The sequence below is a fragment of the Xanthomonas arboricola genome (genome assembly GCF_003353015.1).
Classification (GTDB): Bacteria; Pseudomonadota; Gammaproteobacteria; order Xanthomonadales; family Xanthomonadaceae; genus Xanthomonas; species Xanthomonas arboricola_E.
Map to the genome: position 1 here is coordinate 412,435 of NZ_QREM01000010.1, position 22,947 is coordinate 435,381.

The 22,947-nt window shown below is 67.0% G+C and carries 21 protein-coding genes and 3 pseudogenes; 18 read left to right on the forward strand and 6 right to left on the reverse strand.

The window, feature by feature from the left end; genetic code table 11:
• Nucleotides 1–88: 88 nt before the first annotated feature.
• From C0541_RS19245 to C0541_RS21800, 3 pseudogenes are all read left to right on the forward strand, one after another.
• Nucleotides 89–244 (forward strand): annotated as a pseudogene (locus C0541_RS19245) (DNA-binding response regulator); the annotation flags it as partial.
• Nucleotides 242–355 (forward strand): annotated as a pseudogene (locus C0541_RS21135) (DUF3313 domain-containing protein); the annotation flags it as partial. The pseudogenes C0541_RS19245 and C0541_RS21135, both read left to right, overlap by 3 nt.
• Nucleotides 351–452, forward strand: a pseudogene (locus tag C0541_RS21800) (DUF3313 domain-containing protein); the annotation flags it as partial. The pseudogenes C0541_RS21135 and C0541_RS21800, both read left to right, overlap by 5 nt.
• A gap of 314 nt (nt 453–766) precedes the next feature.
• On the opposite strand, the gene C0541_RS19250 reads toward C0541_RS21800, so the two are convergent.
• Complete coding sequence (locus tag C0541_RS19250; protein WP_115050990.1) at nt 767–1,585, reverse strand: histidine biosynthesis protein HisIE; 819 nt, start codon at nt 1,583–1,585, stop codon at nt 767–769.
• Nucleotides 1,586–1,827: 242 nt separating this feature from the next.
• Here C0541_RS19250 and C0541_RS19255 point away from each other — a divergent pair, with 242 nt between their 5' ends.
• The 9 genes from C0541_RS19255 (at nt 1,828) to C0541_RS19295 (ending at nt 10,427) form a co-directional block, all read left to right on the forward strand.
• Nucleotides 1,828–3,267, forward strand: coding sequence for a Do family serine endopeptidase (locus tag C0541_RS19255; RefSeq protein WP_115050991.1), 1,440 nt, complete (start codon nt 1,828–1,830; stop codon nt 3,265–3,267).
• A gap of 115 nt (nt 3,268–3,382) precedes the next feature.
• Complete coding sequence (locus C0541_RS19260) at nt 3,383–3,745, forward strand: hypothetical protein (protein ID WP_102251076.1); 363 nt, start codon at nt 3,383–3,385, stop codon at nt 3,743–3,745.
• 3 nt (nt 3,746–3,748) lie between these two features.
• Nucleotides 3,749–4,237, forward strand: coding sequence for a phage holin family protein (locus C0541_RS19265; RefSeq protein ID WP_115050992.1), 489 nt, complete (start codon nt 3,749–3,751; stop codon nt 4,235–4,237).
• Nucleotides 4,234–4,617 carry a hypothetical protein gene (locus C0541_RS19270; RefSeq protein ID WP_115050993.1) on the forward strand — a complete coding sequence of 128 codons (384 nt, stop codon included), beginning with the start codon at nt 4,234–4,236 and terminating at the stop codon, nt 4,615–4,617. Before C0541_RS19265 ends, C0541_RS19270 begins: the two co-directional genes overlap by 4 nt.
• Nucleotides 4,618–4,801: 184 nt before the next feature.
• Complete coding sequence (locus C0541_RS19275) at nt 4,802–5,908, forward strand: AI-2E family transporter (RefSeq protein ID WP_115050994.1); 1,107 nt, start codon at nt 4,802–4,804, stop codon at nt 5,906–5,908.
• A 122-nt stretch (nt 5,909–6,030) separates the two neighbouring features.
• Nucleotides 6,031–6,768, forward strand: a complete 738-nt coding sequence (locus C0541_RS19280) for an HAD family hydrolase (RefSeq protein ID WP_115050995.1) — start codon at nt 6,031–6,033, stop codon at nt 6,766–6,768.
• A 42-nt stretch (nt 6,769–6,810) separates the two neighbouring features.
• A complete protein-coding gene (locus tag C0541_RS19285; RefSeq protein ID WP_115050996.1) occupies nt 6,811–8,181 on the forward strand; it encodes a leucyl aminopeptidase family protein in 1,371 nt (456 codons plus the stop codon).
• Nucleotides 8,182–8,793: 612 nt separating this feature from the next.
• Nucleotides 8,794–9,888, forward strand: a complete 1,095-nt coding sequence (locus tag C0541_RS19290) for a catalase family peroxidase (protein WP_115050997.1) — start codon at nt 8,794–8,796, stop codon at nt 9,886–9,888.
• A complete protein-coding gene (locus tag C0541_RS19295; RefSeq protein ID WP_115050998.1) occupies nt 9,885–10,427 on the forward strand; it encodes a cytochrome b in 543 nt (180 codons plus the stop codon). Before C0541_RS19290 ends, C0541_RS19295 begins: the two co-directional genes overlap by 4 nt.
• A gap of 275 nt (nt 10,428–10,702) precedes the next feature.
• Here C0541_RS19295 and C0541_RS19300 read toward each other — a convergent pair whose 3' ends face one another.
• From C0541_RS19300 to C0541_RS19310, 3 genes are all read right to left on the reverse strand, one after another.
• On the reverse strand, nt 10,703–11,491 hold the full coding sequence (locus tag C0541_RS19300) for a ThuA domain-containing protein (protein ID WP_115050999.1): 789 nt from the start codon (nt 11,489–11,491) through the stop codon (nt 10,703–10,705).
• Between the two features lie 353 nt (nt 11,492–11,844).
• On the reverse strand, nt 11,845–12,447 hold the full coding sequence (locus tag C0541_RS19305; protein WP_115051000.1) for a response regulator transcription factor: 603 nt from the start codon (nt 12,445–12,447) through the stop codon (nt 11,845–11,847).
• Nucleotides 12,448–12,538: 91 nt separating this feature from the next.
• Nucleotides 12,539–13,726 carry a sensor histidine kinase gene (locus C0541_RS19310; protein WP_115051001.1) on the reverse strand — a complete coding sequence of 396 codons (1,188 nt, stop codon included), beginning with the start codon at nt 13,724–13,726 and terminating at the stop codon, nt 12,539–12,541.
• A gap of 433 nt (nt 13,727–14,159) precedes the next feature.
• Between C0541_RS19310 and C0541_RS19315 the strand changes: the two genes are divergently transcribed.
• From C0541_RS19315 to C0541_RS19335, 5 genes are all read left to right on the forward strand, one after another.
• Nucleotides 14,160–15,404 carry an efflux RND transporter periplasmic adaptor subunit gene (locus C0541_RS19315; RefSeq protein ID WP_161960163.1) on the forward strand — a complete coding sequence of 415 codons (1,245 nt, stop codon included), beginning with the start codon at nt 14,160–14,162 and terminating at the stop codon, nt 15,402–15,404.
• 448 nt (nt 15,405–15,852) lie between these two features.
• Entirely contained in the window at nt 15,853–16,542 is a 690-nt protein-coding gene (locus C0541_RS19320) for an ABC transporter ATP-binding protein (protein WP_115051002.1), read from the forward strand.
• 12 nt (nt 16,543–16,554) lie between these two features.
• Nucleotides 16,555–17,715: an ABC transporter permease gene (locus C0541_RS19325; protein WP_115051003.1), complete on the forward strand. Its 1,161-nt coding sequence runs from the start codon at nt 16,555–16,557 to the stop codon at nt 17,713–17,715.
• Nucleotides 17,716–17,728: 13 nt separating this feature from the next.
• Nucleotides 17,729–19,048, forward strand: coding sequence for an ABC transporter permease (locus tag C0541_RS19330; RefSeq protein ID WP_161960164.1), 1,320 nt, complete (start codon nt 17,729–17,731; stop codon nt 19,046–19,048).
• Between the two features lie 200 nt (nt 19,049–19,248).
• The gene (locus tag C0541_RS19335) at nt 19,249–20,364 is read left to right on the forward strand and encodes an alpha/beta fold hydrolase (RefSeq protein ID WP_115051173.1); all 1,116 of its coding nucleotides are present in this window, start codon (nt 19,249–19,251) and stop codon (nt 20,362–20,364) included.
• 251 nt (nt 20,365–20,615) lie between these two features.
• On the opposite strand, the gene rarD is transcribed toward C0541_RS19335, so the two are convergent.
• Nucleotides 20,616–21,527 (reverse strand): EamA family transporter RarD, encoded by a 912-nt coding sequence (rarD, locus tag C0541_RS19340; protein WP_115051004.1) that lies wholly within the window; start codon nt 21,525–21,527, stop codon nt 20,616–20,618.
• Nucleotides 21,524–22,420 carry a drug/metabolite exporter YedA gene (gene yedA, locus C0541_RS19345; protein ID WP_115051005.1) on the reverse strand — a complete coding sequence of 299 codons (897 nt, stop codon included), beginning with the start codon at nt 22,418–22,420 and terminating at the stop codon, nt 21,524–21,526. Before yedA ends, rarD begins: the two co-directional genes overlap by 4 nt.
• 85 nt (nt 22,421–22,505) lie before the next feature.
• Between yedA and C0541_RS19350 the strand changes: the two genes are divergently transcribed.
• The gene (locus tag C0541_RS19350) at nt 22,506–22,922 is read left to right on the forward strand and encodes a Rap1a/Tai family immunity protein (protein ID WP_115051006.1); all 417 of its coding nucleotides are present in this window, start codon (nt 22,506–22,508) and stop codon (nt 22,920–22,922) included.
• Nucleotides 22,923–22,947 lie beyond the last annotated feature (25 nt).

The window sequence follows — 22,947 nt, forward strand, 5'->3', positions numbered from 1 at the left end:
CGACCGGGCCATGCACTGATCTTTGCCTAACCACCATCTCCGACAGTGTTGCGGATCTCGGACTGGCCCCTGGCCCTGCAGAACACCCATGCACCTGCTGCTTGTCGAAGACGACACCATGCTGGCCAACACAATCTGCGACGGCGTGCGCCAGCGGTCCTGGAGCATCGACCACCTCGGCAGCGCCAACGCCGCCAAGACCGCGCTGGTGGACCACCGCTGCACCACGGCGCTGCTGGACCTGCTCGCCACCTGCGTCGAAAAACAGTACCCGGACGCAATGAACATCAAGGCCAGCCTTGGCGCTTACGACGCGGCGAAAGCGGAGATTGGCAAGGGTGCCGAGCAGACAGTACCTAGACGCAATGAACATCAAGGCCAGCCTCGGTGCTTACGGCGCGGCGAAAGCCGGGATTGGCAAGGGTGCCGAGCAGTTGGTCGAGGGCATGCGGCAGCTGGGATTCGGGATTCGGGATTCGGGATTCGGGATTCGGGATTTGGGATTTGGGATTTGGGATTTGGGATTTGGGTGCTGGGTGCTGGGAAGCGGCGGCTTTCAGAGTCCTTCTCCCAACGGGAGAAGGTGCCCCGCAGGGGCGGATGAGGGTACGGGCGACGCCTCGCGAAGGCGGAACGACAGGAAAGCGATCACCCGATTAACCCTCAACCCACGAAAAAGGCCGGCGCTGTACGAACAGCGCCGGCCTTTGTCAGTCCGCACCACCAACGCCGCGTCAGCGGGCAATGCCCTCCTGGCGCTGCAGCATCAGCGCGTGACCCGCTTGGCCACCTTCTTGCCGACGGCCTTGCGGGCAGCGGTGGTCTTGGCCACTGCGCGCGTGGCCGGGGTCTTGGTGACCTTGGCGGCCTTCTTCAAGGTGGTCTTGCTCACCGCCTTCTTGAGCGGGGCCTTCTTCACTGCAGCCTGCCTGGTGGCGGTCTGCTTGGCCACCGGTGCCTTCTTGGCAGCCGGCTTGACGACGGTCTTGGCGGCCGGCTTCTTGACCGGGGCCGACTTGGCCGTCGCCTTCTTCGCTGCCGCACGCGCACCCACCGTGGCCACCGCGCTCTTGCGCGCGGCACTCTTGGCGGCGGTCTTGGCGCTGAGCGCCGCCGCTTCGGCCTTGGCATTGGCCTTGGCGGTTTCCAGCTTCTGCCTGGCACTGGCCTTGCTGGTGGCCAGTTTCTGTTTGGCCGCATCGGTAGTGCTGCTCAGCTTCTGCTTGGCCGCATCCTTGGTGGAGGCGAGCTTCTGCCTGGCGGCAGCGCTGGTGGCGGCCAGTTTGTCCTTGGCGGCCGCTTTGCCCGACACCAGCGAGCGCTTGGTCTTGGCCACGCTGCGCTTGACCGCGGTGGCTGCATCGCCGGCCTTGTCGACGACGCGCTGCTCGGCCTTGACCACGGCCTTGCGGGCCTTGGCGACACGGCTCTTGACCTGCGCCACCGCCGTGCCGGCCGCGTCCTGCACACTGGCCACCGCGTCGCTGGTGGTGCTGGCGATGGTCTCGCCCAGGTCGGTGGCGGTGCTCTTGACGCTATCGACGGCGTCGGACAGGGTGGCCGTCACACCATTGCCGTTGTTCATGGACCCTCCTTAAGGGCGTCAGTGCTGGAAACGCGGGCGATGCGCAGCGGCATGCGTCTGCTGAACAGGCATCGGATCAAGCGGACGCTACGCCGGGCTCAAGCGGCTGTCAACGCAGCGCCGGCAAGGAATCTGCAGCGCTTTCACCACGCGTTAAATTGCCCGCTGGCACTCTCGTTCAGCTTGATTTACGCAGTCAGACGCCCTATTCCTCTTCCACCGCGTAACCCGGACTTCGTTGCATGCGCCCGCTGCCTACCTTGCTGACACTTTCCCTGGCCGCTGCCTTCGGCGGCTTTGCCGCCACCGGCATCAATGCCTGGATGGACAACCGCGCCGAAGCCACACCATCCGGCGCCGCCGCCACCTTCAGCCTGCCGGCCGCCGCCGCGTTGCCGGCCGCCGTCGCCGGGCAGCCGGTGCCGTCGCTGGCGCCGATGCTGCAACAGGCGATGCCGGCGGTGGTCAGCGTCAACACCAAGCAGGTGGTGCGCGTGCGCAACCCGTTCTTCAACGACCCGATCCTGCGCCGGCTGTTCCCGGAGATCCCGCAGGACCGCATCAACGAATCGCTCGGCTCGGGCGTGATCATCGATGCGCAGAAGGGCTACGTGCTGACCAATCACCACGTCATCGAAAATGCCGACGACGTGCAGGTCACGCTCGGCGACGGGCGCACCGTCAAGGCCGATTTCATCGGCTCCGATGCCGATACCGATATCGCGTTGATCCGCATCAAGGCCGACAAGCTCACCGACATCAAGCTGGCCGACAGCAACGCGCTGCGCGTGGGCGACTTCGTGGTGGCGATCGGCAATCCGTTCGGCTTCACCCAGACGGTCACCTCCGGCATCGTCTCGGCGGTGGGCCGCAGCGGCATTCGCGGGCTGGGCTACCAGAACTTCATCCAGACCGACGCCTCGATCAATCCAGGTAATTCCGGCGGCGCGCTGGTCAACCTGCAGGGCCAGTTGGTGGGCATCAATACCGCCAGCTTCAATCCACAGGGCAGCATGGCCGGCAACATCGGCCTGGGCCTGGCGATCCCGTCCAACCTGGCGCGCAACGTGGTGGAGCAACTGGTGACCAAGGGCGTGGTGGTACGCGGCACGCTCGGGCTGGAAACCCAGAACCTCACCCAGCAGATGCTGCAGGGACTGGGTGTGGATTCGTTGCGCGGCGCCCTGGTGACGCGCGTGTTGCCAGGTTCCGCTGCGGCCGCCGCAGGCGTGCAGCCGGGCGACGTGGTGGTGGCGGCCAATGACCAACGCGTGGACAGCGCAGAGGCGCTGCACAACTACGAAGGCCTGCAGGCGGTCGGTAGCGCGGTGAGGCTGGAGATTCGCCGCGACGGCAAACCGCTCACGCTCACCGCGACACTCAAGGAGCAGGACCGCGCAGTCACCGGCGACATGCTCGACCCGCGCCTGGGTGGCGCCACCTTCGTGGATCTGCCCGAATCGCTGCGCCAATCCGGCATCACCGGCGTCATGGTCAGCGAGGTCAAACGCGGCGGTCGTGCCGCAGCCAATGGCCTGGTGTCCGGCGACGTGATCGTGGCCAGCAGCGTGGGCGAATTTGCCGACCTGGCCAGCTGGCGTGCCAATTTCCAGCGCAAGCCGCAGCAACTGGTGGTGCGCATCCTGCGTGGCAACGCGCAGTACGACGCGTTGATGCGTTGACATGGCGTGCACTGCCGTCAACCTGCACTAACACCTCCTACACCGCAGCGATGCTATTGCTGCACTTCGTCCGCACGCTGTCGCGGCTGCCATCAATGACCGAAGGAGATATCGCATGAGCCCCACCAACACCGACCAGCTGAAAGAAAATCTGAGCGAAGCCGGCACCCACCTGAAGTCTGCCGCCAGCGCCGCAGGCGAAGCCGTCAAGGGCGCCACCAGCGCTGCAGGCGATGAGCTCAAGCTTGGTCGTGCCAACGTCAAGGCCGAGCTCTCCGACACCGCACTGGCCGGTATGGCGGCTGCAGAGTTCGGTGGCGCCGCTGCCAAGGAACAACTCGACGTGCTGGTCAGCAAGGGCAACGACCTGCTGGAAAGCGCCACCGACCTGATCCGCGAGCGCCCGCTGGCCGCCTTCGGCGTGGCATTTGCGACCGGCTGGATCATTGCCAAGCTGGCACGCAGCAACGACAACTAAGTCGTGAGCGATCAGGCCTCTACAGCTGCCGCCTCCGACGCGCCCGACGCGCGTCCGGAGACGCCAGGACTGGACGAAAGCGTACGTGCGGTCGGCGCAGCCGGCCGCGCCACGCTGGGCTCGGCCAAGGACACCAGCCGCGCCCTGCGTCGGCTGGTGTCGGCCGACCTGCAACTTGCACGCAGTGCCTTCGGGCGCGGACTGGCCTGGGCATGCATTGCCGTGGTCTTCGGTGCGTCGTCGTGGTTGTTGCTGGCAGGTGCGATCATCGCGCTGCTGCAGCGCGCCGGCCTGTCGTGGTTCCAGGCGATGTTCTTCACCGCGTTGGCCAGCCTGTTGGTCACCGGCATCGCGGCGTGGCGGGTGTTCTTCTACTTCGACCACACCGGCCTGAATGCAACGCGCCGTCAACTCATCAAGCTGGGCATCTTCGATGACAGCAGCGACGACGACGACACCAACGCATCGGCCGCCACGGGAGCACGCCCATGAAGTTTGGCACCTTGCGCCACCGCGTTGAACGTGCGGAATTCCTGGTGGAAGGGCGCGCCCAGGAAACGCGCCTGCACTGGGGGCAACTACGTGACACCTGGCGGGCCGGATGGTCGCCGTTGCGGATCATGGTGGTCGGTTTCGGGCTTGGCTTCGTCACCGGCCGCAACGAGCCGCAGGCGGCGCTGGGCAGCATTGCCAGCAAGCTCGGCGGCATCCCGAAGATTCTGCAGATGATCAGCACGATCTCTGCGCTGTTCACCGCGCACCGTGCGCAGGAGGCCTCCGAGCAGGCCGAACGCGCAGCCGACAGTGCCGAAGAGGTCGCTGCCGATCCACCGGTGACGGTGGTGCAGGCACCGATCGATCGCGCCGCATGATGCCCGCGCACCCGGGCGCCCGCCCGGGTGCGTGTGGCGCGTCGACCCGCTGATGCGCGGCAGAGTCCGCCACTGATGGCGTCGGAGGATGACGTCATGCCCACGCTCCCTGTGCGCTGCGTTGACGCATTCGGCTGATAATGGCGCACCGCTGGCAGCACGCCAGTCTGCTGCCAGGGCGCGCATGACTCTTCCCGTCGATTCCATGGATGCTGCCGTCGCGGCAGATTCGCTCCCGCCGCCACCGCCGCCGCGTCCACGTGCACCGGTCTCGTTGGTAGTGCTGGCCACGCTTGCAGTCGGTTACACCCTGTGGGCGGCGCAGACCATCATCCTGCCGGTGTTGCTGGCGGCATTCTTCGCCTTGATCGGCAACCCCATCCTGCGCGGGCTGCGCAAGCTGTATATCCCACGCTCTCTCGGCGCGCTGATGGTGTTGTGCCTGGGCCTGGCCGGTACAGTGGCGCTGGCTGCGCAACTGGCCGGGCCGGCAGCCGAATGGGTGCAGCAGGCGCCGCGGCAGATGCGCCAGATTGCGCGCGACGTGCGCGATTTCACCAAGCCGATGATGCAGGCCAACCAGGCTGCCGAAAACTTTGCACGTGCCGCCGGCGGCGACGGCCAGCGCAGCGTGCAGATCGTGCGCACGCAGATGGACGACCCCTACAAGGCGCTGGTGCGTACGCCGAAACTGGCCGCCTCGGTGCTGGCAGTGGTGCTGCTGACGTTCTTCTTCATGGTCTACGGCGAGAGCCTGCAACGGCATGCGATCGCGCTGCTGCCCAATCGCCAGCAACAGCGCTTCACCACCGAAATCATGCTGGACATCGAGCGCGAGGTGTCGCGCTACGTACTCACCATCAGCGTGATCAATACGCTGGTCGGGCTGGTCTTTGCCGGCATCCTCTACGTGCTCAAGATTCCGCTGCCCGAAGCGCTGCTGTGGGGTACGGTGGTGGCGCTGCTCAACTTCGCCCCGTACGTGGGGCCGTTGATCGGCGTGGTGCTGATGCTGCTGATGGGCTTTGTGGAATTTCGCACCACCTTGTCGGCGATGCTGCCGGCGATCCTGTATCTGGCATTGCACACCATCGAAGGCCAGGTGGTCACGCCGATCGTGCTCGGCCGCCGCATGGCGATCTCGCCGCTGATGCTGATCCTGGCGCTGATGCTGTTCGGCTGGCTGTGGGGCATGGTCGGCCTGCTGCTGGCGGTACCGCTGCTGGTCTGCATCAAGATGGTGCTGAGCCGGGTGGAGGGAATGCAGCGTTGGGCCAGGCTGCTTGAGTAGCCGGGGATGGGGAATCGGGAATCGGGAATCGGGAATCGCAAGAGCAGTGATGCATCTTGCCGAAGCGCTCGTCTACCCATTCTCGATTCCCGACTCCCCATTCCCGGCATTACAATCTCGCGATGAGCTTCCCAATAAGCGCCATCACTCTCGACCTCGACGATACGTTGTGGCCCTTTGCACCGATCGGGGCGCGGATCGATCAGGTGTTGTACGACTGGATGCGCGAGCACAGTCCGGTCACCGCCGAGCGGTTTCCGGTGGAGGCGATGCGCGAACTGCGCGAGCGCAGCTTTGCCGACAACCCCCACCTGCACCACGATCTCAGCGCGCTGCGGCGGCTGACGCTGGAAATGGCGCTGCGCGACAGCGGCGGCGACCTGGCCCTGCTGGAGCCTGCGTATGAAGTCTTCTACGCCGCGCGCAACCAGGTGGAGTGCTATCCGGATGCGCTGGACGCGCTGGCACGCATCGCCGCGCACGTGCCGGTGGCGGCGCTCAGCAACGGCAATGCCGATCTGCAGCGGATCGGGCTGATGCATCACTTTGCGTTTCAGTTGGGCTCGCGCGAACACGGCAGCGCAAAACCCGATCCGAGCATCTTCCTGGCCGCCTGCGCGCGCCTGGAGGTTCCGCCGGAGCGGGTGCTGCATGTAGGCGACCACGTGCGCATGGACGTGCTCGGCGCACTGGATGCCGGTCTGCGCGCCTGCTGGATCAATCGCGACGCAGCACAGTGGTCGCATCCGACCCAGCAGCCGGACCTGGAGTTCGACTCCATGACCGGGCTGGCCGATTGGCTGGACGCGCAGCAGCCGCATCCCGACGCCGCGCGTACCGGCATCCGCATTCCCGCCTGAGCCACTTTTGCTCGGCGCATGGCGCCGCCTCCAAGGATTTCCATGTCGCAGCTCACCGGTTTCATCGATCCCAACGCCGCAGCCCTGCCGCTGCATGTGCTCGACCGCGAAGGCTTTGCACGTTGGTGCGCCGAGCAGCCCACCCGCGTGCTGGCGTGGGCACAGGCGCAACGCTTCGATGCCGCGCCGGGCAGCGTGCTGTTGTTGCCGGGCGAACAGGGCCTGGCCGGCGCGGTGCTCGGCATCGGCGACCGCGCCGATGCCTACGCCTACGCGCACGCACCGATGGCGCTGCCGCCGGCCAGCCGCTGGACGCTGGCCAGCGCGCTGAGCGAGAACGAACAGGCGCTGCTGCACCTGGGCTGGGGCCTGGGCGCGTATCGCTTCTCGCGCTATCGCAAGGTGCCGCGTGCGCCGGCCGAATTGGCTGCCGCACCATCGGCGCAAACCCGTGCCTTGATCGAGGCCTGCATCCGTGTGCGCGACTGGGTCAACACCCCGACCGAGGACATGGGCCCGCAACATCTGGAAGAGGCCGCGCGCGCACTGGCGCAACCGCATGGCGCGCAGGTCGAGGCCATCGTCGGCGAAGAATTGCTGGCGCAGAACTTCCCCACCATCCATGCGGTCGGCCGCGCCTCGCACCGGGCGCCGCGGCTGATCCAGCTGCAATGGGGCGATGCCGCGCATCCGCACCTGGTGCTGGTCGGCAAGGGCGTGTGCTTCGACACCGGCGGGCTGGACCTGAAGCCGGCCGATGGCATGCGCAACATGAAGAAGGATATGGGCGGGGCGGCGCATGCGTTGGCGCTGGCCGGCCTGGTGATGGCGCAGCAGCTGCCGGTGCGGCTGACCCTGTTGATCGCCGCGGTGGAAAACGCGGTCGGCCCGGACGCATTTCGCCCGGGCGAAGTGATCACCACCCGCGCCGGCGTCACGGTGGAGGTGGACAACACCGATGCCGAAGGCCGCCTGGTGCTGTGCGATGCGCTGAGCTACGCCACCGAGCAACGCCCTGACCTGATCCTGGATTTCGCAACGCTCACCGGTGCCGCACGCATCGCCTTGGGGCCGGACCTGCCCGCGCTGTTCGCCAACGACGATGCGCTGGCGCAGGCCTGGATCAGCGCCGGCGAGCAGACCCGCGACCCGGTCTGGCGCATGCCGCTGTGGCGCCCTTACCTGCGCTACCTCAACAGCCATGTCGCCGACATGGCCAACGCCGGCTCGCGCATGGCTGGCGCGGTCACCGCCGCGTTGTACCTGGAGCGCTTTGTCGCACCCGGCCAGCCGTGGGCGCACCTGGACGTCTACGCCTGGAACGACAGCGACCGCCCCGGCCGCCCGGCTGGCGGCGAGGCACTGGCGCTGCGCTCGGCGTTTGCGCTGCTGCAGCAGCGCTACGGCGGCTGAGGCCGGCTGACACCACGGCGTTCAACAAACTCGCTTTCGTCGACGCGTGAAGCGATGCCGACGATGGCAGCGACGTTGACCGGATCGGTAGTGCCTGATCCGGCCGCACCGCATCCGGCCTCCGCGCCGCATCCACGGCTCGCCATCATGCACACCGACCATCCCGACGTGTCCTTGCCCGCCCACCGTGGCAGGCCCTTACGCGGCATGGACGCCGCGTAAGGGCTTACCAAGGACGTACCTGCAGCGTGTGCCGCGTCGGTGGGCGGGCAAGGGCCCTGCAGCAAACCCGCGGATCATCCGCTCTACAATCGACGCATCCATTCCGCTCGATGACCGCTGCAGGCGACCGAGCGCTCGAGCTTCGGCGTCGTTTGACTATCCCCAAGCCGAGCGGGTCGAGGGCGTAATGCCCCCAGCACGCTGCGCCATTGCCCGTCATCTGGATCACTCATCGACCGCTTTGGTCGCAGCATCACACACCAGACGCACTGGAGCATGGACTATGCGCCCACGGGTCGTGCCTGTGCCGCAGGTTGGGCGGAGGTGGCGATCACGGCGCCACACGTCTCACCGCATCGACTCTTTGCTGCATTACCACCGGAGCCAGCCATGAACTTGCCACCTCCCGCTCCACCCCCGCAGCGCGCACGTGTTGTGGCGCCACTGCTCGGTATCGCCGCGATTGCCGGCGGTATCGCGGTGGCGTTCGCCTGGACCGCCGGCTGGATCGGTGGCGACCGGCTCACCGCCGCGCGCATGACCGACACCATCGAAGCCAGCGGACCGCCGCATCCGGGCTTTCGCCGCGCGCATACCAAGGGCGTGTGCGTGAGCGGGGAGTTCAAGGCCAGCGGCAAGGCCACCTGGCTGTCATCGGCACGCATCTTCAGCCAGGCCAGCACGCCGGTGCTCGGGCGCATGTCGATCGGCGGTGGCGACCCGCATGGCGCCGACGGCGCGGCGCGCGTACGCAGCATGGCATTGCTGCTGCGCAGCGACGACGGGCAGGAATGGCGCACCGCGATGAACAGTTTTCCGTTCTTCGTGGTGGCCACGCCGGCCGGTTTCCAGGCCTTGAACGTGGCCTCCAGGCCGGACCCGGCCACCGGCAAGCCCGATCCGGCCAAGCTGGCCGCGTTCGGCAAGCAGTATCCGGAAGCGGCCAAGTTCCAGCAGTGGGCCAAGACCGCGCCGTGGTCCGACAGCTGGGCCAACACCCAATACAACGGGGTGAATGCGTTTCGCGCGATTGCGGCCGATGGACGCGAGCGCTACATCCGCTGGTCGATGCGTCCGCATACGCCGTTCAAGGAACTCAGCACCGAGCAGCGCGCGCAGGCCGATGGCGATTTTCTCGCCACCGACCTGGACACGCGCCTGGCGCAGGGGCCGTTGCGCTGGGACATGGTGCTGACCGTGGCCGAGCCGGGCGATGCGGTGGACGATCCCTCGCAGCCATGGCCGGACAGCCGCAAGCAAGTCGTGGCCGGCACGGTGTCGATCGATCATGCGCAGCCACAGGCCACCGGCCCGTGCCGCGATCTCAATTACGACCCGCTGATCCTGCCCAAGGGCATCGCCGGATCGAACGACCCGATCCTGGCGGCGCGCTCGTCGGTGTATTCGCAGTCGTTCAACCGGCGCGAGCATGAGATCGCCAACGGCACCGGCAGCGCCGCCACCGGCCAGGGAGCACACCGATGAGCAGCCACACCCATTTCAATCTGCCCGCACGCGTGCTGCATTGGGTGATGGCCGCGATGATCCTGACCATGCTGTTCGTCGGCGTGGGCATGGTGGCGTCGGTGACGCAGCGGCCGTGGTTGATCGACCTGCACCGCCCCCTGGGCATCGCGATCCTGATCCTTGCAGTGCTGCGCCTGATCAACCGGCTGCGCAACCGCCCGCCGCCGCTGCCGGCCGACCTGCCGGCCTGGCAGAAGGCCGCCGCGATCGCCTCGCACTGGCTGCTGTATGCGTTGATGCTGGGCATGCCGTTGATCGGCTGGGCGATGCTGTCGGCCGGCGCGTATCCGATCGTGCTGTGGCCGGGGGCGAACCTGCCGCCGATCGCACCGCACGATCCGGCGCTGTACGCCTGGCTGCGCAGCGCGCATGGCTGGCTGGCGTATCTGTTGTTCGCCACCGTGCTGGGGCATCTGAGCGCGGCGCTGTTCCATGCCTGGGTACGCCGGGATGGCGTGTTTTCCAGCATGGCGCGCGGGGAGCGGCCTGCGCGTTGATGGATTGGATGGGTGGGTGTTGGAAGACGTGTTGCGCTGAGTGATTTCACTGCGCGGACGTACCCTCACCCCAACCCCTCTCCCGGTGGGAGAGGGGCTTGGTCTTCCCTTCTCCCGCTGGGAGAGGGGCTTGGTCTTCCCTTCTCCCGCTGGGAGAAGGTGCCCCGCAGGGGCGGATGAGGGTGCGGGCGAAGCATCGGGTTGACCGCCATCTGGAGTGTCTTTGCCTCGTACCCTCACCCCAACCCCTCTCCCGACGGGAGTAGGGCCAGGATTTAACGCTGGCGTTTCGCCTTGGTCGCTGGTGCAGGTGCTTGGATGCCCTTGCCGGTCGCGGCCCAGTAGATCCCGCCATACAGATGCTCCAGATAGCGCGGGTCGTTGTAGGCCTCGGCCAGATGGCCGAGCGCGGTGGCAAACACGCGACCGCCTTCGAAGTGGTGGTACCAGGCCACCGGATGCTGTTGGCCCATGCCCTTGGCGACCTGGCCCGGCCAGATCAGCGTGGGGTCGTAGCTGCTCTCGTCCACCGTCAGCAGCGTGACCAGGTCATCGCTGTACGGCGGATCGTATTCGTACCACTCGTCGGTCCACACCCAGCGCCCGGGCAGGCCGGCAGTGGCCGGGAAATTGGGGTCCACCACGTCCACCATCGCGGTCTGCATGTACGGATGGGTGCGGAACGAGCGGCCGATCAGATGGTCGTACCACGCCCAGTCGCCACGCTTGATCGCAAATGCCTTGTGCACCAACACCACGCCGCCGCCGTTGCGCACGTATTTCTGGAAGTTGGCCCGCTGGGCAGGATCCAGATCGGTGGCCGGCGTGTTGAGCAGCACGATGGCCGCGTATTGCGAGAGATCGCCATCGAAGGCCTTGGCATTCCATGCCCACACCAGCTCGACATAGTGCCTGCGCGCCATTGCTTCGAACTGCGGCTTGGCCACGGGGATGTAATCGTGGTGATACTGATTGGGGATAGCCGCCACCAGAATCTTGAATTGCTCGGCCGATGCATTGAATGCGCAGGTCAGCAGCAGGCCCAACAGCCACACAGGTTTCATGCAGTTACTCGTGTTGGTGACGATCGCCGGGCAGTGTACCTGCGCGGCGACGGCATGCCTTCGCACGCATTTGGAATAGCTGTGATTCGCTCCAGAGCGCATGGACGATGCAGGCCGCTGCGCATCGACGCGATCGCAAAGCACGCACCGCGTGCAACGTCGCAGTGCGCTTGCTTACACGATGCCGCACGCGCGCGCATGAGATGCATGGCTGCAGTGCGGCGACCGACCGCCCGCAGGATCTCTGCCGATTCACCGCCCTGGCCGCGTCCGCTTTGCGCTCGGCAGCACCGTGCGGATGCCGCAAGCTAAACACGCCGATGGCGATCACGCACTGCCGCGTCCACCAGCAGTTACAACCAGCCTTTCTGCCGCGCCAGCCGATACGCTTCGATGCGATTGGCCACGCCCAGCTTGCCGATGCATTCGGACAGATAGTTGCGCACGGTGCCGTGCGACAACTGCAGCTGCTGTGCGATCTCGCTGGCCGAGCGCCCTTCGCCGGCCAGCCGCAGCACGGTGCGCTCGCGCTCGCTCAACGGGTCGGCTTCCACCCAGGCGTCCAGGGCCAGTTGCGGGTCAATCACCCGGCCACCGCGCTGCACCTGGCGCAGTGCGCTGACCAGTTGTTCGGCCGGCGCGTCCTTGAGCAGATACGCAGCCACACCGGCATCCAGCGCGCGGCGCAGGAATCCCGGGCGGGCGAAGGTGGTGACGATCATCACCCGCACCGGCAGTGCCTGGCGCTGGATGCGCTGGGCCAGTTCCAGGCCGCTCAACCCGGGCATCTCGATATCGGTGACCAGCACATCCGGCTGCAACCGCTGCAGCTCGCGCCAGGCGGCTTCGCCATCGCCGGCGCTGCCGACCACGTCGATGTCCTCTTCCAGCCCCAGCAGGGCCACCAGTGCGCCACGCAGCAGCGCCTGGTCTTCGGCCAACAACACCCGGATCATCGCGCGCGCTCGTCTGTGTGCAACGGCTGAGCACGATAACAGCGCTGACGCATGACGTGCATGGCAGCAGCGCTGCGCCAGCCAGGAGCGATCAGCGCGGTTGCGGCATCAGCGGCGCGGACAACGGCGGGCTTGCCGGCTCCGACGCGGACTGCGGCAATGGCACGCTGGCGCGCAGGCGCATGCCGCGCGGCAAGGCCTCCGCCTCCAAGGCACCGCCCACGCTCTGCACGCGTGCGCGCATGCCGTCCAGGCCGTTGCCGGGCACGATCACGCCACCGCGCCCGTCGTCGGTGATTTCCAGCACTGCGTGTTGGCCATGGGCGCGCAGGCTCACCCGCACGCGCCGTGCCTGTGCGTGACGCTGCACGTTGGTGGCCGCCTCACGCACCACCAGCGCCAACGCAGTTTCGTGCTCGGGCGGCAGCGGCAGCGGCTCCAACGTGTGTTCCAGCACGATGCCGTCCATGTCCAGCAGCACCCTGGCCGATGCCAGCTCGGCCACCAGCCCGGCGGCGCGGATGCCGGTGACCGCATGCCGCACCTGCGCCAGTGCATCGCGCGAGATCTGCGCCACCGCATCGATCTCGCCGCGCGCGGCCTGCGGGTCACGCTCGATGAGGCGCGCGGCCAGATCGGATTTGAGCGCCACCAGCGACAAGGTGTGGCCGAGCAGATCGTGCAGATCGCGCCCGATCCGTTCGCGCTCGGCGGTGGCCGCCAGCCGGCGCACTTGGTCCTGCGACAGGCGCAGCAATGCGTCCTTGCGTTCGTTGATGCTGTACACCGCACCGACCCCGGCCATGCCCAGCACCGACACCGGCAACCACACCAGCGAGTGCAGGCGCATTCCCAGCCAGTGCGCCCATCCCAGGTAGAGCACGTTCATCACCACCAGCATCGCGAAGTGCCACCACATGGCATGCCGTGTGGACGGGCGCAGGCTCAGGCAGGCGAAGACGAAATAGCTGATCCCCGCCGGATACACCGGCAGCAATGCGGCACTGAGCACACCCATCGCCCAGGCGTAGCGATACAGCGTGCCGCGCGGCGCCAGCAACATCCGCGCGTACAACAGCAGAAAGACCGGATACGACAGCACGGTGCACAGCAGCCAGGTGCTGTCGTAGCCACGTGGCGAGAACACCGGCACCACGAACACCCAGCTCGACCACAGCAGATGCACGGCGTCCATCCACGGCGACTGGCCCTGCGCCAGCCGTGCGGCAACCTGCGACGTGGCGGCGGGACGAAGCCAGGCGGGCAGCGACAGGCGCATCGGGATGGGTCCGTGTGAGTGATCGGATTCTGCCACTGCCGGGCCCGGCCGGGTGCCCGATGCGGCAGCTCGCTGCGAACCGCCAGGCTCATGCATCTGCGCCGCGCCCGCGCGTGGTGATCCTGCACAGCACCGACCCGGGCAATCGCGCAGGCCGACACCAGCCATGGACGCAGCGCATGGCGGTTCCGACAGTATGAGAGGGATGCAGCCTCGTCCATCCTGGAAAGGCCGGCCAGTTGCCGCTGTCATGGACGGCAGGTGACAGCTGTCACTGGTGCAGAGGGCCACTGCGGTCGCATGCTGCGCAGCACCCTGCAGCGGCATCGGTTGCGCGACCGTTCGTCGCCGCAACCGTGTTGGTGACTTCCGGCAGCTTGCGGTGGCGCCCGCAGCCCGTCACATTTTGCGCAGCATCCCGTCCTGGTTGTCGATGAATACTTCTGCCGATCTGCTCAAGCAACTCCGTATCGACCGCCAACGTCCTGCTGCCCCCGAACCTGCACGGCGTGGTGGCTGGATCATGGCCGCCGTGGTCATCGTCGTGCTGTTGGCAGCCGCGGCGTGGTGGTTCACCCGCACTCCGGTGGTCACGGTGCAGACCGCACCGGTGGTGGCGATCAGCGCCGGCAGCAGCAGCGCCTCGGTGCTGGATGCGTCCGGTTACGTGGTGGCGCGGCGCATGGCCACGGTGTCGGCGCAGGTCACCGGCAAGGTGCGCGAGGTGATGATCGAGGAAGGCATGCGCGTCGAGCAAGGCCAGGTGATGGCAACGCTCGACCCGCTGGATGCCGACGCGCAGCGCACGCTGTCGGCATCGCAACTGTCGGCCGCGCGCAGCCAGGTCGACAACATGCAGGCGCAGCTGGCGGTGGCCCATGCCGATGCCACGCGTCTGCAGTCGCTGGTCGACGCGCAGCTGGTCTCGCGCTCCCAGTACGAACAGGCCACCGCGCAACGCGATGCCTTGCGTGCGCAGTTGCAGAATGCACAACGCAACGTGCAGGTGGCATCGGACCAACTGGCCATTGCCGGCATCCGCTCGGACTTCAACGTGGTGCGTGCGCCGTTTGCCGGCGTGGTCACCGCCAAGGCCGCCCAGCCCGGCGAAATCGTCTCGCCGCTGTCGGCCGGCGGCGGCTTCACCCGCACCGGCATCGGCACCATCGTGGACATGGAATCGCTGGAGATCGAAGTGGAAGTGGGCGAGTCCTACATCGGCCGCGTACAACCGAAGATGCCGGTGGAAGCGGTGCTCAACGCCTACCCGGACTGGAAGATTCCCGGCGAGGTGATCGCCATCATTCCCACCGCCGACCGCGGCAAGGCCACGGTGAAGGTGCGGGTGGCGTTCAAGCTCAAGGACCCGCGCATCGTGCCGGAGATGGGCGTGCGGGTGAGCTTTCTGGAGCAGGCCAACACGCAGGAGGCCAGCAAGCCGCAGGGCGTGCGCGTGCCGAGTGCGGCGTTGGTCGAGCGCGACACGCGCATGGTCGCGTTCGTGCTTGGCGAGCGCAACACCGTTGGCATAAAGACGGTCACGCCCGGCATGGTGATGGGCCAGGACCGCCAGGTGGTGTCGGGGTTGCGCGCAGGCGACAGCGTGGTGCTGGATCCGCCGCAAGGCCTGAAAGACGGCGACACGGTGACCGAAGCGGAAGCGGACGCTGCCCAGTAACGGCAGTGACAGATGGAGTAAAAACGAAGGCTGCAAAGCTGCTCAGGGGAGCGCGGCGCCTACGTCGGTATTCAAGGCAGCTGACAAAAGGTAGCAAGCGGTCGTCAGGCGGGCGTGGAGTAGGGTTGTTGGCTGCGCCTGGTCGTACGCGCATCTTTGCGCCAGATCGCGCTGTGGGTAAACGAACGCAATTCAATACGTCCCAAAGAACGCGATGTCGAGCTAGATCCGCACCAGGCATCGTTTTCCGTCATTGCAGGAAGAAAGACCTCGGGCGTCGCCGCCAAACGCAGTCGAGCGCTTTGCCCGGTAGTCGCGTCTGTCGTCGCAAGGCGTTGCATTGCCCTGCAGCGCCACATTCATCGCATCTGGCCATGCCGCTTCATGCCATCGCAGCCGCCATGCCGTATCGCACCTGCTTCTTTCCCTTGCACCGCCAGGAGTCGCCATGCCCGCCCTCGTCAGCTTGCGCAACATCACCAAGACCTACCAACGCGGCCCCGAGCAGGTGCAGGTGCTGCACGGCATCGATCTGGACATTGCCAGCGGCGATTTCGTCGCACTGATGGGACCGTCCGGCTCCGGCAAGACCACCTTGCTCAACCTGATCGGTGGCCTGGACAGCCCCAGCGGCGGCGAAATCGAGATCGAGGGTGAGCGCATCGACCGCATGAGCGGCGGACAGCTCGCCACCTGGCGCAGCCATCACGTCGGTTTCGTTTTCCAGTTCTACAACCTGATGCCGATGCTCACCGCGCAAAAGAATGTGGAATTGCCGCTACTGCTGACCTCGCTCAATGCCGGCCAGCGCAAGCGCAATGCCGAGATCGCATTGACCCTGGTCGGCCTGCAGGAACGTCGCAGCCACAAGCCCAGCGAACTGTCCGGCGGCCAGCAGCAGCGCGTGGCGATCGCGCGCGCCATCGTGTCCGACCCGACCTTCCTGATTTGCGACGAACCCACCGGCGATCTGGACCGCCAGAACGCCGAGGAAATCCTGCGCCTGCTGCAGGAACTCAACCGCGAACACGGCAAGACCATCGTGATGGTGACCCACGACCCCAAGGCCGCCGAGTACGCCACCCACACCATCCATCTGGACAAGGGCGAGCTGGCCGACGCGCCACTCGTGCTCTGAAGGAACGCTGCCATGAAGTATCTCTCGCTGGTGTGGGCGCAGCTGTTCCGCAGCAAGACGCGCACCTTGTTGACGTTATTGTCGGTGGTGGCGGCATTCCTGTTGTTCGGCATGCTCGATTCGGTGCGCGTGGCGTTCACCTCCGGCGGCAGCGTCAATGGCGTGGACCGGTTGGTGGTGGCCTCGCGCCTGTCGATCACCCAGTCGCTGCCGATCCGCCTGGAAGCGCAGGTGCGCAGCGTGCCGGGCGTGCGCGATGTGACCTCGGCCATGTGGTTCGGCGGCATCTACCGCGACCCGAAGAATTTCTTCCCCAATTTCTCGGTGGCGCCGAACTTCTTCGACGTCTACAGCGAGTACCAATTGCCCAAGGACCAGCTCAAGGCCTTTCAGACCACACGCACCGGCGCGGTGGTGGGCGAAACCCTGGCCAAGGAGTTCGGCTGGAAGATCGGCGACACGATTCCGCTGCAGGCCACCATCTTCCCGCGCAGCGGCAGCAACGACTGGCCGTTGCAGCTGGTCGGCATCTTCCGCATGAAGGACCGCACGGTGGCGGCCAACCAGGAACGCCAGTTGATGATGAATTGGAAATATTTCGATGAATCCAACGACTACATCAAGAACCAGGTGAGCTGGATGACGGTGACCCTGAGCAATCCCGACCAGGCTTCGCGCGTGGCGCAGGCCATCGATGCGCTCTCGGCCAACTCCGATCACGAAACCAAGTCGCAGACCGAATCGGCGTTCCAGCAGGCCTTCGTCAAGCAGTTCGCCGACATCGGCCTGATTGTCACCTCGATCATGGCCGCGGTGTTCTTCACCTTGCTGCTGCTGACCGGCAACACCATGGCGCAGGCGGTGCGCGAGCGCATTCCGGAACTGGCCACGCTCAAGACGCTGGGCTTCCAGGACCGCACGGTGTTGAGCCTGGTGATGATCGAATCGGTGTTGCTGATCGGCTTGGGCGGGTTGATCGGCATGGGCCTGGCCGCGCTGGTGATCCCGGCGGTGTCCGCACGCAGCGGCGGCCTGATGCCCACGCAGAGCGTGCCGCTGCAGACCTGGCTGGTTGCGCTGGCCCTGATGGTCGGCATCGGCTTCGTGGTGGGTGTGCTGCCGGCGTTACGCGCGCAGCGCTTGAAGATCGTCGATGCCCTCGCCGGCCGCTGACAGGAGCACACAGATGCAAAGCAAATGGAAGAACCGTGGTGCAAACCTGCTGTCGGTGGTGGTGCTGGCGGTGGGGCTGGGAATCTGGATTGCGTTGCCGTGGATCGGCGTGCTGGCGATCGCGGTAGCCCTGACGCTGTGGCTGGTGGCCACGCGCAGCGGCCGCCTGTCGCTGGCGGCCGCGCGCATCGGCATCGCCAGCCTGCCGCAGCGCTGGGGTTCCACCTCGGTGATCGTGGTCGGCATCGCCGGCGTGGTTGGCGTGCTGGTGGCGATGCTGGCGATGGGCGAGGGCTTCCAGGCCACGCTCAACAGCACCGGCGATGACACCACTGCGATCGTATTGCGCGGCGGCTCGCAGGCGGAGACCAATTCGGTGATTACCCGCGACCTGGTACCACTGATCAGCAGCCTGCCCGGCATCGCCAGCGATGCCAACGGGCGTCCGCAGGTGTCGCCGGAGTTGTCGCAGGTTGTCAACATCGCCTCGCGCGCCGATGGCACCGACGTCAACGCGCAATTGCGTGGCGTGGGTGAGCAGGCCTGGGCGGTGCACCAGAAGGTCAAGATCGCGCAGGGGCGCCGCTTCACCCCCGGCCTGCGCGAACTGGTGGTCGGCAAGGGCGCGTTGAACCAGTTCCGCGGGCTGGAGCTGGGCAAGACGCTCACGCTCGGCAGCCAGCAGTGGACCGTGGTCGGCGTGTTCGCCTCCGGCGATGCGCACGATTCGGAGCTGTGGACCGATGCGCAGACGCTGGCCACCACCTACAACCGCAGCGCCTACCAGTCGATCAATGTGCGCACCACCGGCAAGGCTGGCTTTACGCAGTTCAAGGCCGCCATGGCCGCCGACCCGCGACTCAAGCTGGATGTGGAAACCACCCGCGCGTACTACGGCAAGCAGGGCGGTGGCTTGAACAAGTTGATCAGCATCCTGGGCACGGTGATCGGCGCGATCATGGCAGTGGGCGCGGTATTTGGTGCGCTCAACACCATGTATGCGGCGGTCGCCACGCGTGCGCGCGAGATCGCCACGATGCGCGCGATCGGCTTTCGCGGCACCCCGGTGATCATGGCGCTGATGCTGGAAACCATGTTGCTGGCGCTGCTGGGCGGGCTGCTGGGCGGGCTGATTGCCTGGGCGGTGTTCAATGGCTACACGGTCTCCACGCTCGGCAACAACTTCAGCCAGGTGGTGTTCCAGTTCAAGGTGTCGCCGGAGCTGCTGTGGAGCGGCTTGAAATGGGCGCTGGGCATCGGGCTGGTCGGCGGGCTGTTTCCGGCCTTGCGCGCGGCGCGGTTGCCGATTACCACGGCGTTGCGTGAGGTGTAGCGCGGGCCTTGGCCCGCGCGGGATTGGGGATTGGGGATTGGGGATTGGGGATTGGGGATTGGTGACAGCCAACGCAGAGCGCATGCGCGTGCAGCGGCTGAATGCAGTGCGGGCTGTCATCGTTTTGTCACCGCAGTGCGGTAGATGCGTGGGCCGGCAGGCCGTAGGCTGCGCGGCCGTTGCATGCATCGATCGTGCCCATGACGCGCCTGATTCTGCTGGCCTGCGCCTGCCTGTGGCTGGCCGGCTGTTCTTCGTCCTCCACCTCGCTCAGCGAACGCCTGGTCGCGCCCGGTGGCACCTCGCCGTTGCTGGACGCCGAGCGCATCGCCGCCACCATCGCCACGGTGCCCAACCGCAGCGGGCATGTGGTCACGCGCGATGCGGTGCCGATCTTCTGGCGCGCGATCGATCCCGGCCAGTACGCCATGCACTACCGCTACCTGGGCCAGCGCCACGATCCGGCGCATGCGCTGGATGTGGATTTCAGTTTCAAGGTCCCCACCTCATCCCCGCCGACGCCGCGCGGCACCGTGGTGCTGTTGCATGGCTGGATGATGGATGGCGATTCGCTGCTGCCGTGGTCGCTGCAACTGGCCCAGGCCGGCTACCGGGTGATCACCATCGACCTGCGCAACCACGGCCATTCCGGCGGCGGCCCGTCCGGCTACGGCACGCGCGAATCCGACGACGTCATCGATGTGCTCGATGCGCTGCAGCCGCGCGGCGAGATCCGTGGCCCGCTGTACCTGTTCGGCATTTCCTATGGCGCCGCCACCGCGCTGTTCACCGCCGACAAGCTCGGGCCGCGCGTGACCGGCGTGGTGGCGATGGAATCCTTCGCCAACGCCGGGCGCGGCATTCGCGACATGGTGCCGCACCTGCTCGCCAGCCAACCGAACGGCTGGCGCGGGCAGGCGGTGGCCGCGTATGCGCGCTGGCGCTACGCCGACCAGGATCTCGATGCGGTGATCGCTGCCGCCGACCGCCAGCTGCAGCTGGATCTGGACCACGTCGATGTCGCGCACGCCCTGGCCGACACCCGCAGCTGCGTGCTGCTGGTGCATGGCGATGCCGATCAGCACATCCCGGTGGCGCATGGCCGTGCGCTGGCGCTGGCCAGCCCGCGCGCGCACTACGTCGAGCTGCCCGGCGAAACCCATCTGAGCCTGCCGCTACGACTGGATCTGCTGGGCGGGCCGATCGACCAGTGGCTGGCGCAGACGCAGCAGGATCCGAACCACTGCCCCGCCCCGCAGGCACTGCCGACCTCCACGCTCGCGGTGGCGGCACCGGCATCGGCGCCGCGCGGCTGAGGGCGGCCGACAAACGTCGCGCGCGGTCCTCAGGTGGAAGCGGACTGCACGCTCCCGACCGACGTGTACGAATGACATGCCGATGTCGAGCAGCGACTGCGCCCGCACGGCGCTGAGCGCAGTGCTCGTTGGTCGCCCTGCATCCAGACGGAAAGCTGGGCGGCGGCAGGCTGCCGAAACGCGCAACCGTGCGACCGTCCACCACACAACGCCGTCGCTGCGCGCTCACCCCGAGCGCGCACCACCGATGCTTACGGCACCGCCACAGCCGGCCGCCGCGACCGCCACACGCTATCGCCGACGAACAGCAGCAGCCCGACCCAGATCGCGGCAAAGCCGATCGCGCGTCCCTGATCGAAGGGCTCGTGGAAGAACCACACGCCCAGCAGCAACTGCAGGCTCGGCGCGATGTACTGCAGGATGCCCACCAGCGACAGCGGAATCCGCCGCACGCCATACGCAAACCCGATCAGCGGCACTGCGGTCAACACGCCGCCGAAGATCAGCAGCAGATCGGTGCGCAGGTCCCAGCCGCTCAGGAAGGCGCCACCGTGGCCCTGCTCGCCCCAGCCCGCCAGCAGCAGCGCCGGCACGAACAGATACACGCTTTCCACGCCCAGCCCGGCCACCGCATCCACCGCCACCAGCTTGCGCAGCAGGCCGTAGGCACCGAACGAGAGCGCCAGCCCCAGCGCGATCCACGGCGGTGCACCGGCATCCAGGGTCAGCCACAGCACGCCCACCGCCGCGCACGCCACCGCCACCCACTGGATGCGCTGCAGGCGTTCCTTCAGCACCAGCACGCCGAGCAACACGCTCAGCAGCGGATTGATGAAATAGCCCAGGCTGGCCTCGATCACATGCCCGGCATTGATCGCCCAGATGTACAGGCCCCAGTTGAACGCGATCGCCACGCTGCTGCCGGCCAGCATCCACAGCGCGCGCGGCTGCGCGGCGATGGCGCGCCACCAGCGCAGGCCCGAGGTGGCCAGCAACCACGCCACCACCAGCAATGCGCTCCAGACGATGCGGTGCGCGATGATCTGCAGCGACGGCACCGCCTTGAGCAGATGCCAGTACAGCGGCACCAGGCCCCAGATCACGAAGGTCGATGCGGTGATCAGCAGTCCGCGGCGTGCCTCGATCGGCGAAATCGCCTTCATCGCCGCGCCTTTGCCAGCGTCACCACCAGCACGCCGGACAGGATCACCGCCATCGCGCCAATGTCGTGCGCGCTGAAACGCTCATGCCCCAGCCAGGCGCCCAACGCCACCGCAATCACCGGGTTGACGTAGGCATAGCTGCCAGCCAACGCCGGGCGCACGTGATGCAGCAGCCACACGTAGGCGGTGAACGCCACGATCGAGCCGAACACGCACAGGTAGGCCACGGCCAGCAGCCCCTGCGAAGTCGGCAGGCGCTGTGGGCGCTCGCCGATCAGCAGGCCGGTGCCGACCAGCAACACGCCGCCGCACAGCATCTGCCCGGCGGCGGTCATGAACGGCGACGGCAGGTCGCGTCCGCGCGACCACACCGAGCCGAAGGCCCAGCCGATCGGCGCGATCAGCAACAACACCAGCCCGCCCGGCGTGGCGGTCAGGCTGCTGCCGGCATTGAGCCAGACCACGCCCAGAAAGCCGATCACGATGCCCAGCCATTCGCCACGGCTGGCGTGCTGCCCGCGCAAGGCGCCGAACAAGGCCATCCACAGCGGCACCGACGCCACCGACGTGGCGGCCAGGCCGGACGACACGCTGCGCTCGGCCAGCACCACCATGCCGTTGCCCAGCAGCAACAAGGCCGCGCCCATCGCCGCCACGTTCTTCCACTGCGCACGCGTCGGCGCGGCCACCCCGCGCCAGCGCAGCACCGCATACAACACCGTGCCGGCCACGATGAAACGCGTCCCGGACACCATGGTCAGCGGCAGCGCGCCGCCTTCCAGCGCAAAGCGGATCGCCAGATACGTCGAGCCCCAGACCACATAGACCAGCAACAAAGCGACAACGACCAGGCCATTGCGCGTGGGCGCAACAGCATCGTGTGAAGAGGACATCGGAGATTGCCAAATGCAGCGGAAGCTTCAATTCTAGATCACCTGCCCGCGCCAACGTCGTGCGCCTTCAAGCGCCTGCCAGGTTATGGTGCGCACTGATCCCCGGCCCGGAGTGCCTATGCAGCGTCGCGTCCCCTGGTTGATGTTGGCCGCCCTGACCGTGCTGTCGGCCAATGCGTCGGCGCGCGTCCCCGAACCCTGGGAACCCAGCGGGCGCAAACTGCTCGAGGCCGGGCTGGACGGTTCGCTGGCGCCGGAAATCGCGCCCGAACAAACCGAACTCAAGGTCATGCTCTCGGCGAACCGCGCCGGCGCCTACCTGCTCGGCGTCGCCAGCAGCAGCTACCGCACCCAATGGTGCATGCCGGCCGGCAAAAGCGGCCCGCCGGATCTGCAGGCAATCATCGCCGATATCGGCGCGCTGCCGGATGCGCGCCTGGACGAGGCCGCACCCGCATTGATCGTCCAGGCGCTGGCCAAGCGCTATCCGTGCCGCAAGTAGCGGCACGGTTGCCGCAAGCCGGCTC

Bases quoted from the DNA above. Each gene is read 5' to 3' on its own strand.
- C0541_RS19250 (WP_115050990.1), bottom strand. From the start codon at position 1,585: ATGAACAACGGCAATGGTGTGACGGCCACCCTGTCCGACGCCGTCGAT.
- C0541_RS19255 (WP_115050991.1), top strand. From the start codon at position 1,828: ATGCGCCCGCTGCCTACCTTGCTGACACTTTCCCTGGCCGCTGCCTTC.
- C0541_RS19260 (WP_102251076.1), top strand. From the start codon at position 3,383: ATGAGCCCCACCAACACCGACCAGCTGAAAGAAAATCTGAGCGAAGCC.
- C0541_RS19270 (WP_115050993.1), top strand. From the start codon at position 4,234: ATGAAGTTTGGCACCTTGCGCCACCGCGTTGAACGTGCGGAATTCCTG.
- C0541_RS19275 (WP_115050994.1), top strand. From the start codon at position 4,802: ATGACTCTTCCCGTCGATTCCATGGATGCTGCCGTCGCGGCAGATTCG.
- C0541_RS19280 (WP_115050995.1), top strand. From the start codon at position 6,031: ATGAGCTTCCCAATAAGCGCCATCACTCTCGACCTCGACGATACGTTG.
- C0541_RS19285 (WP_115050996.1), top strand. From the start codon at position 6,811: ATGTCGCAGCTCACCGGTTTCATCGATCCCAACGCCGCAGCCCTGCCG.
- C0541_RS19290 (WP_115050997.1), top strand. From the start codon at position 8,794: ATGAACTTGCCACCTCCCGCTCCACCCCCGCAGCGCGCACGTGTTGTG.
- C0541_RS19295 (WP_115050998.1), top strand. From the start codon at position 9,885: ATGAGCAGCCACACCCATTTCAATCTGCCCGCACGCGTGCTGCATTGG.
- C0541_RS19300 (WP_115050999.1), bottom strand. From the start codon at position 11,491: ATGAAACCTGTGTGGCTGTTGGGCCTGCTGCTGACCTGCGCATTCAAT.
- C0541_RS19305 (WP_115051000.1), bottom strand. From the start codon at position 12,447: ATGATCCGGGTGTTGTTGGCCGAAGACCAGGCGCTGCTGCGTGGCGCA.
- C0541_RS19310 (WP_115051001.1), bottom strand. From the start codon at position 13,726: ATGCGCCTGTCGCTGCCCGCCTGGCTTCGTCCCGCCGCCACGTCGCAG.
- C0541_RS19315 (WP_161960163.1), top strand. From the start codon at position 14,160: ATGAATACTTCTGCCGATCTGCTCAAGCAACTCCGTATCGACCGCCAA.
- C0541_RS19320 (WP_115051002.1), top strand. From the start codon at position 15,853: ATGCCCGCCCTCGTCAGCTTGCGCAACATCACCAAGACCTACCAACGC.
- C0541_RS19325 (WP_115051003.1), top strand. From the start codon at position 16,555: ATGAAGTATCTCTCGCTGGTGTGGGCGCAGCTGTTCCGCAGCAAGACG.
- C0541_RS19330 (WP_161960164.1), top strand. From the start codon at position 17,729: ATGCAAAGCAAATGGAAGAACCGTGGTGCAAACCTGCTGTCGGTGGTG.
- C0541_RS19335 (WP_115051173.1), top strand. From the start codon at position 19,249: ATGACGCGCCTGATTCTGCTGGCCTGCGCCTGCCTGTGGCTGGCCGGC.
- rarD (WP_115051004.1), bottom strand. From the start codon at position 21,527: ATGAAGGCGATTTCGCCGATCGAGGCACGCCGCGGACTGCTGATCACC.
- yedA (WP_115051005.1), bottom strand. From the start codon at position 22,420: ATGTCCTCTTCACACGATGCTGTTGCGCCCACGCGCAATGGCCTGGTC.
- C0541_RS19350 (WP_115051006.1), top strand. From the start codon at position 22,506: ATGGTGCGCACTGATCCCCGGCCCGGAGTGCCTATGCAGCGTCGCGTC.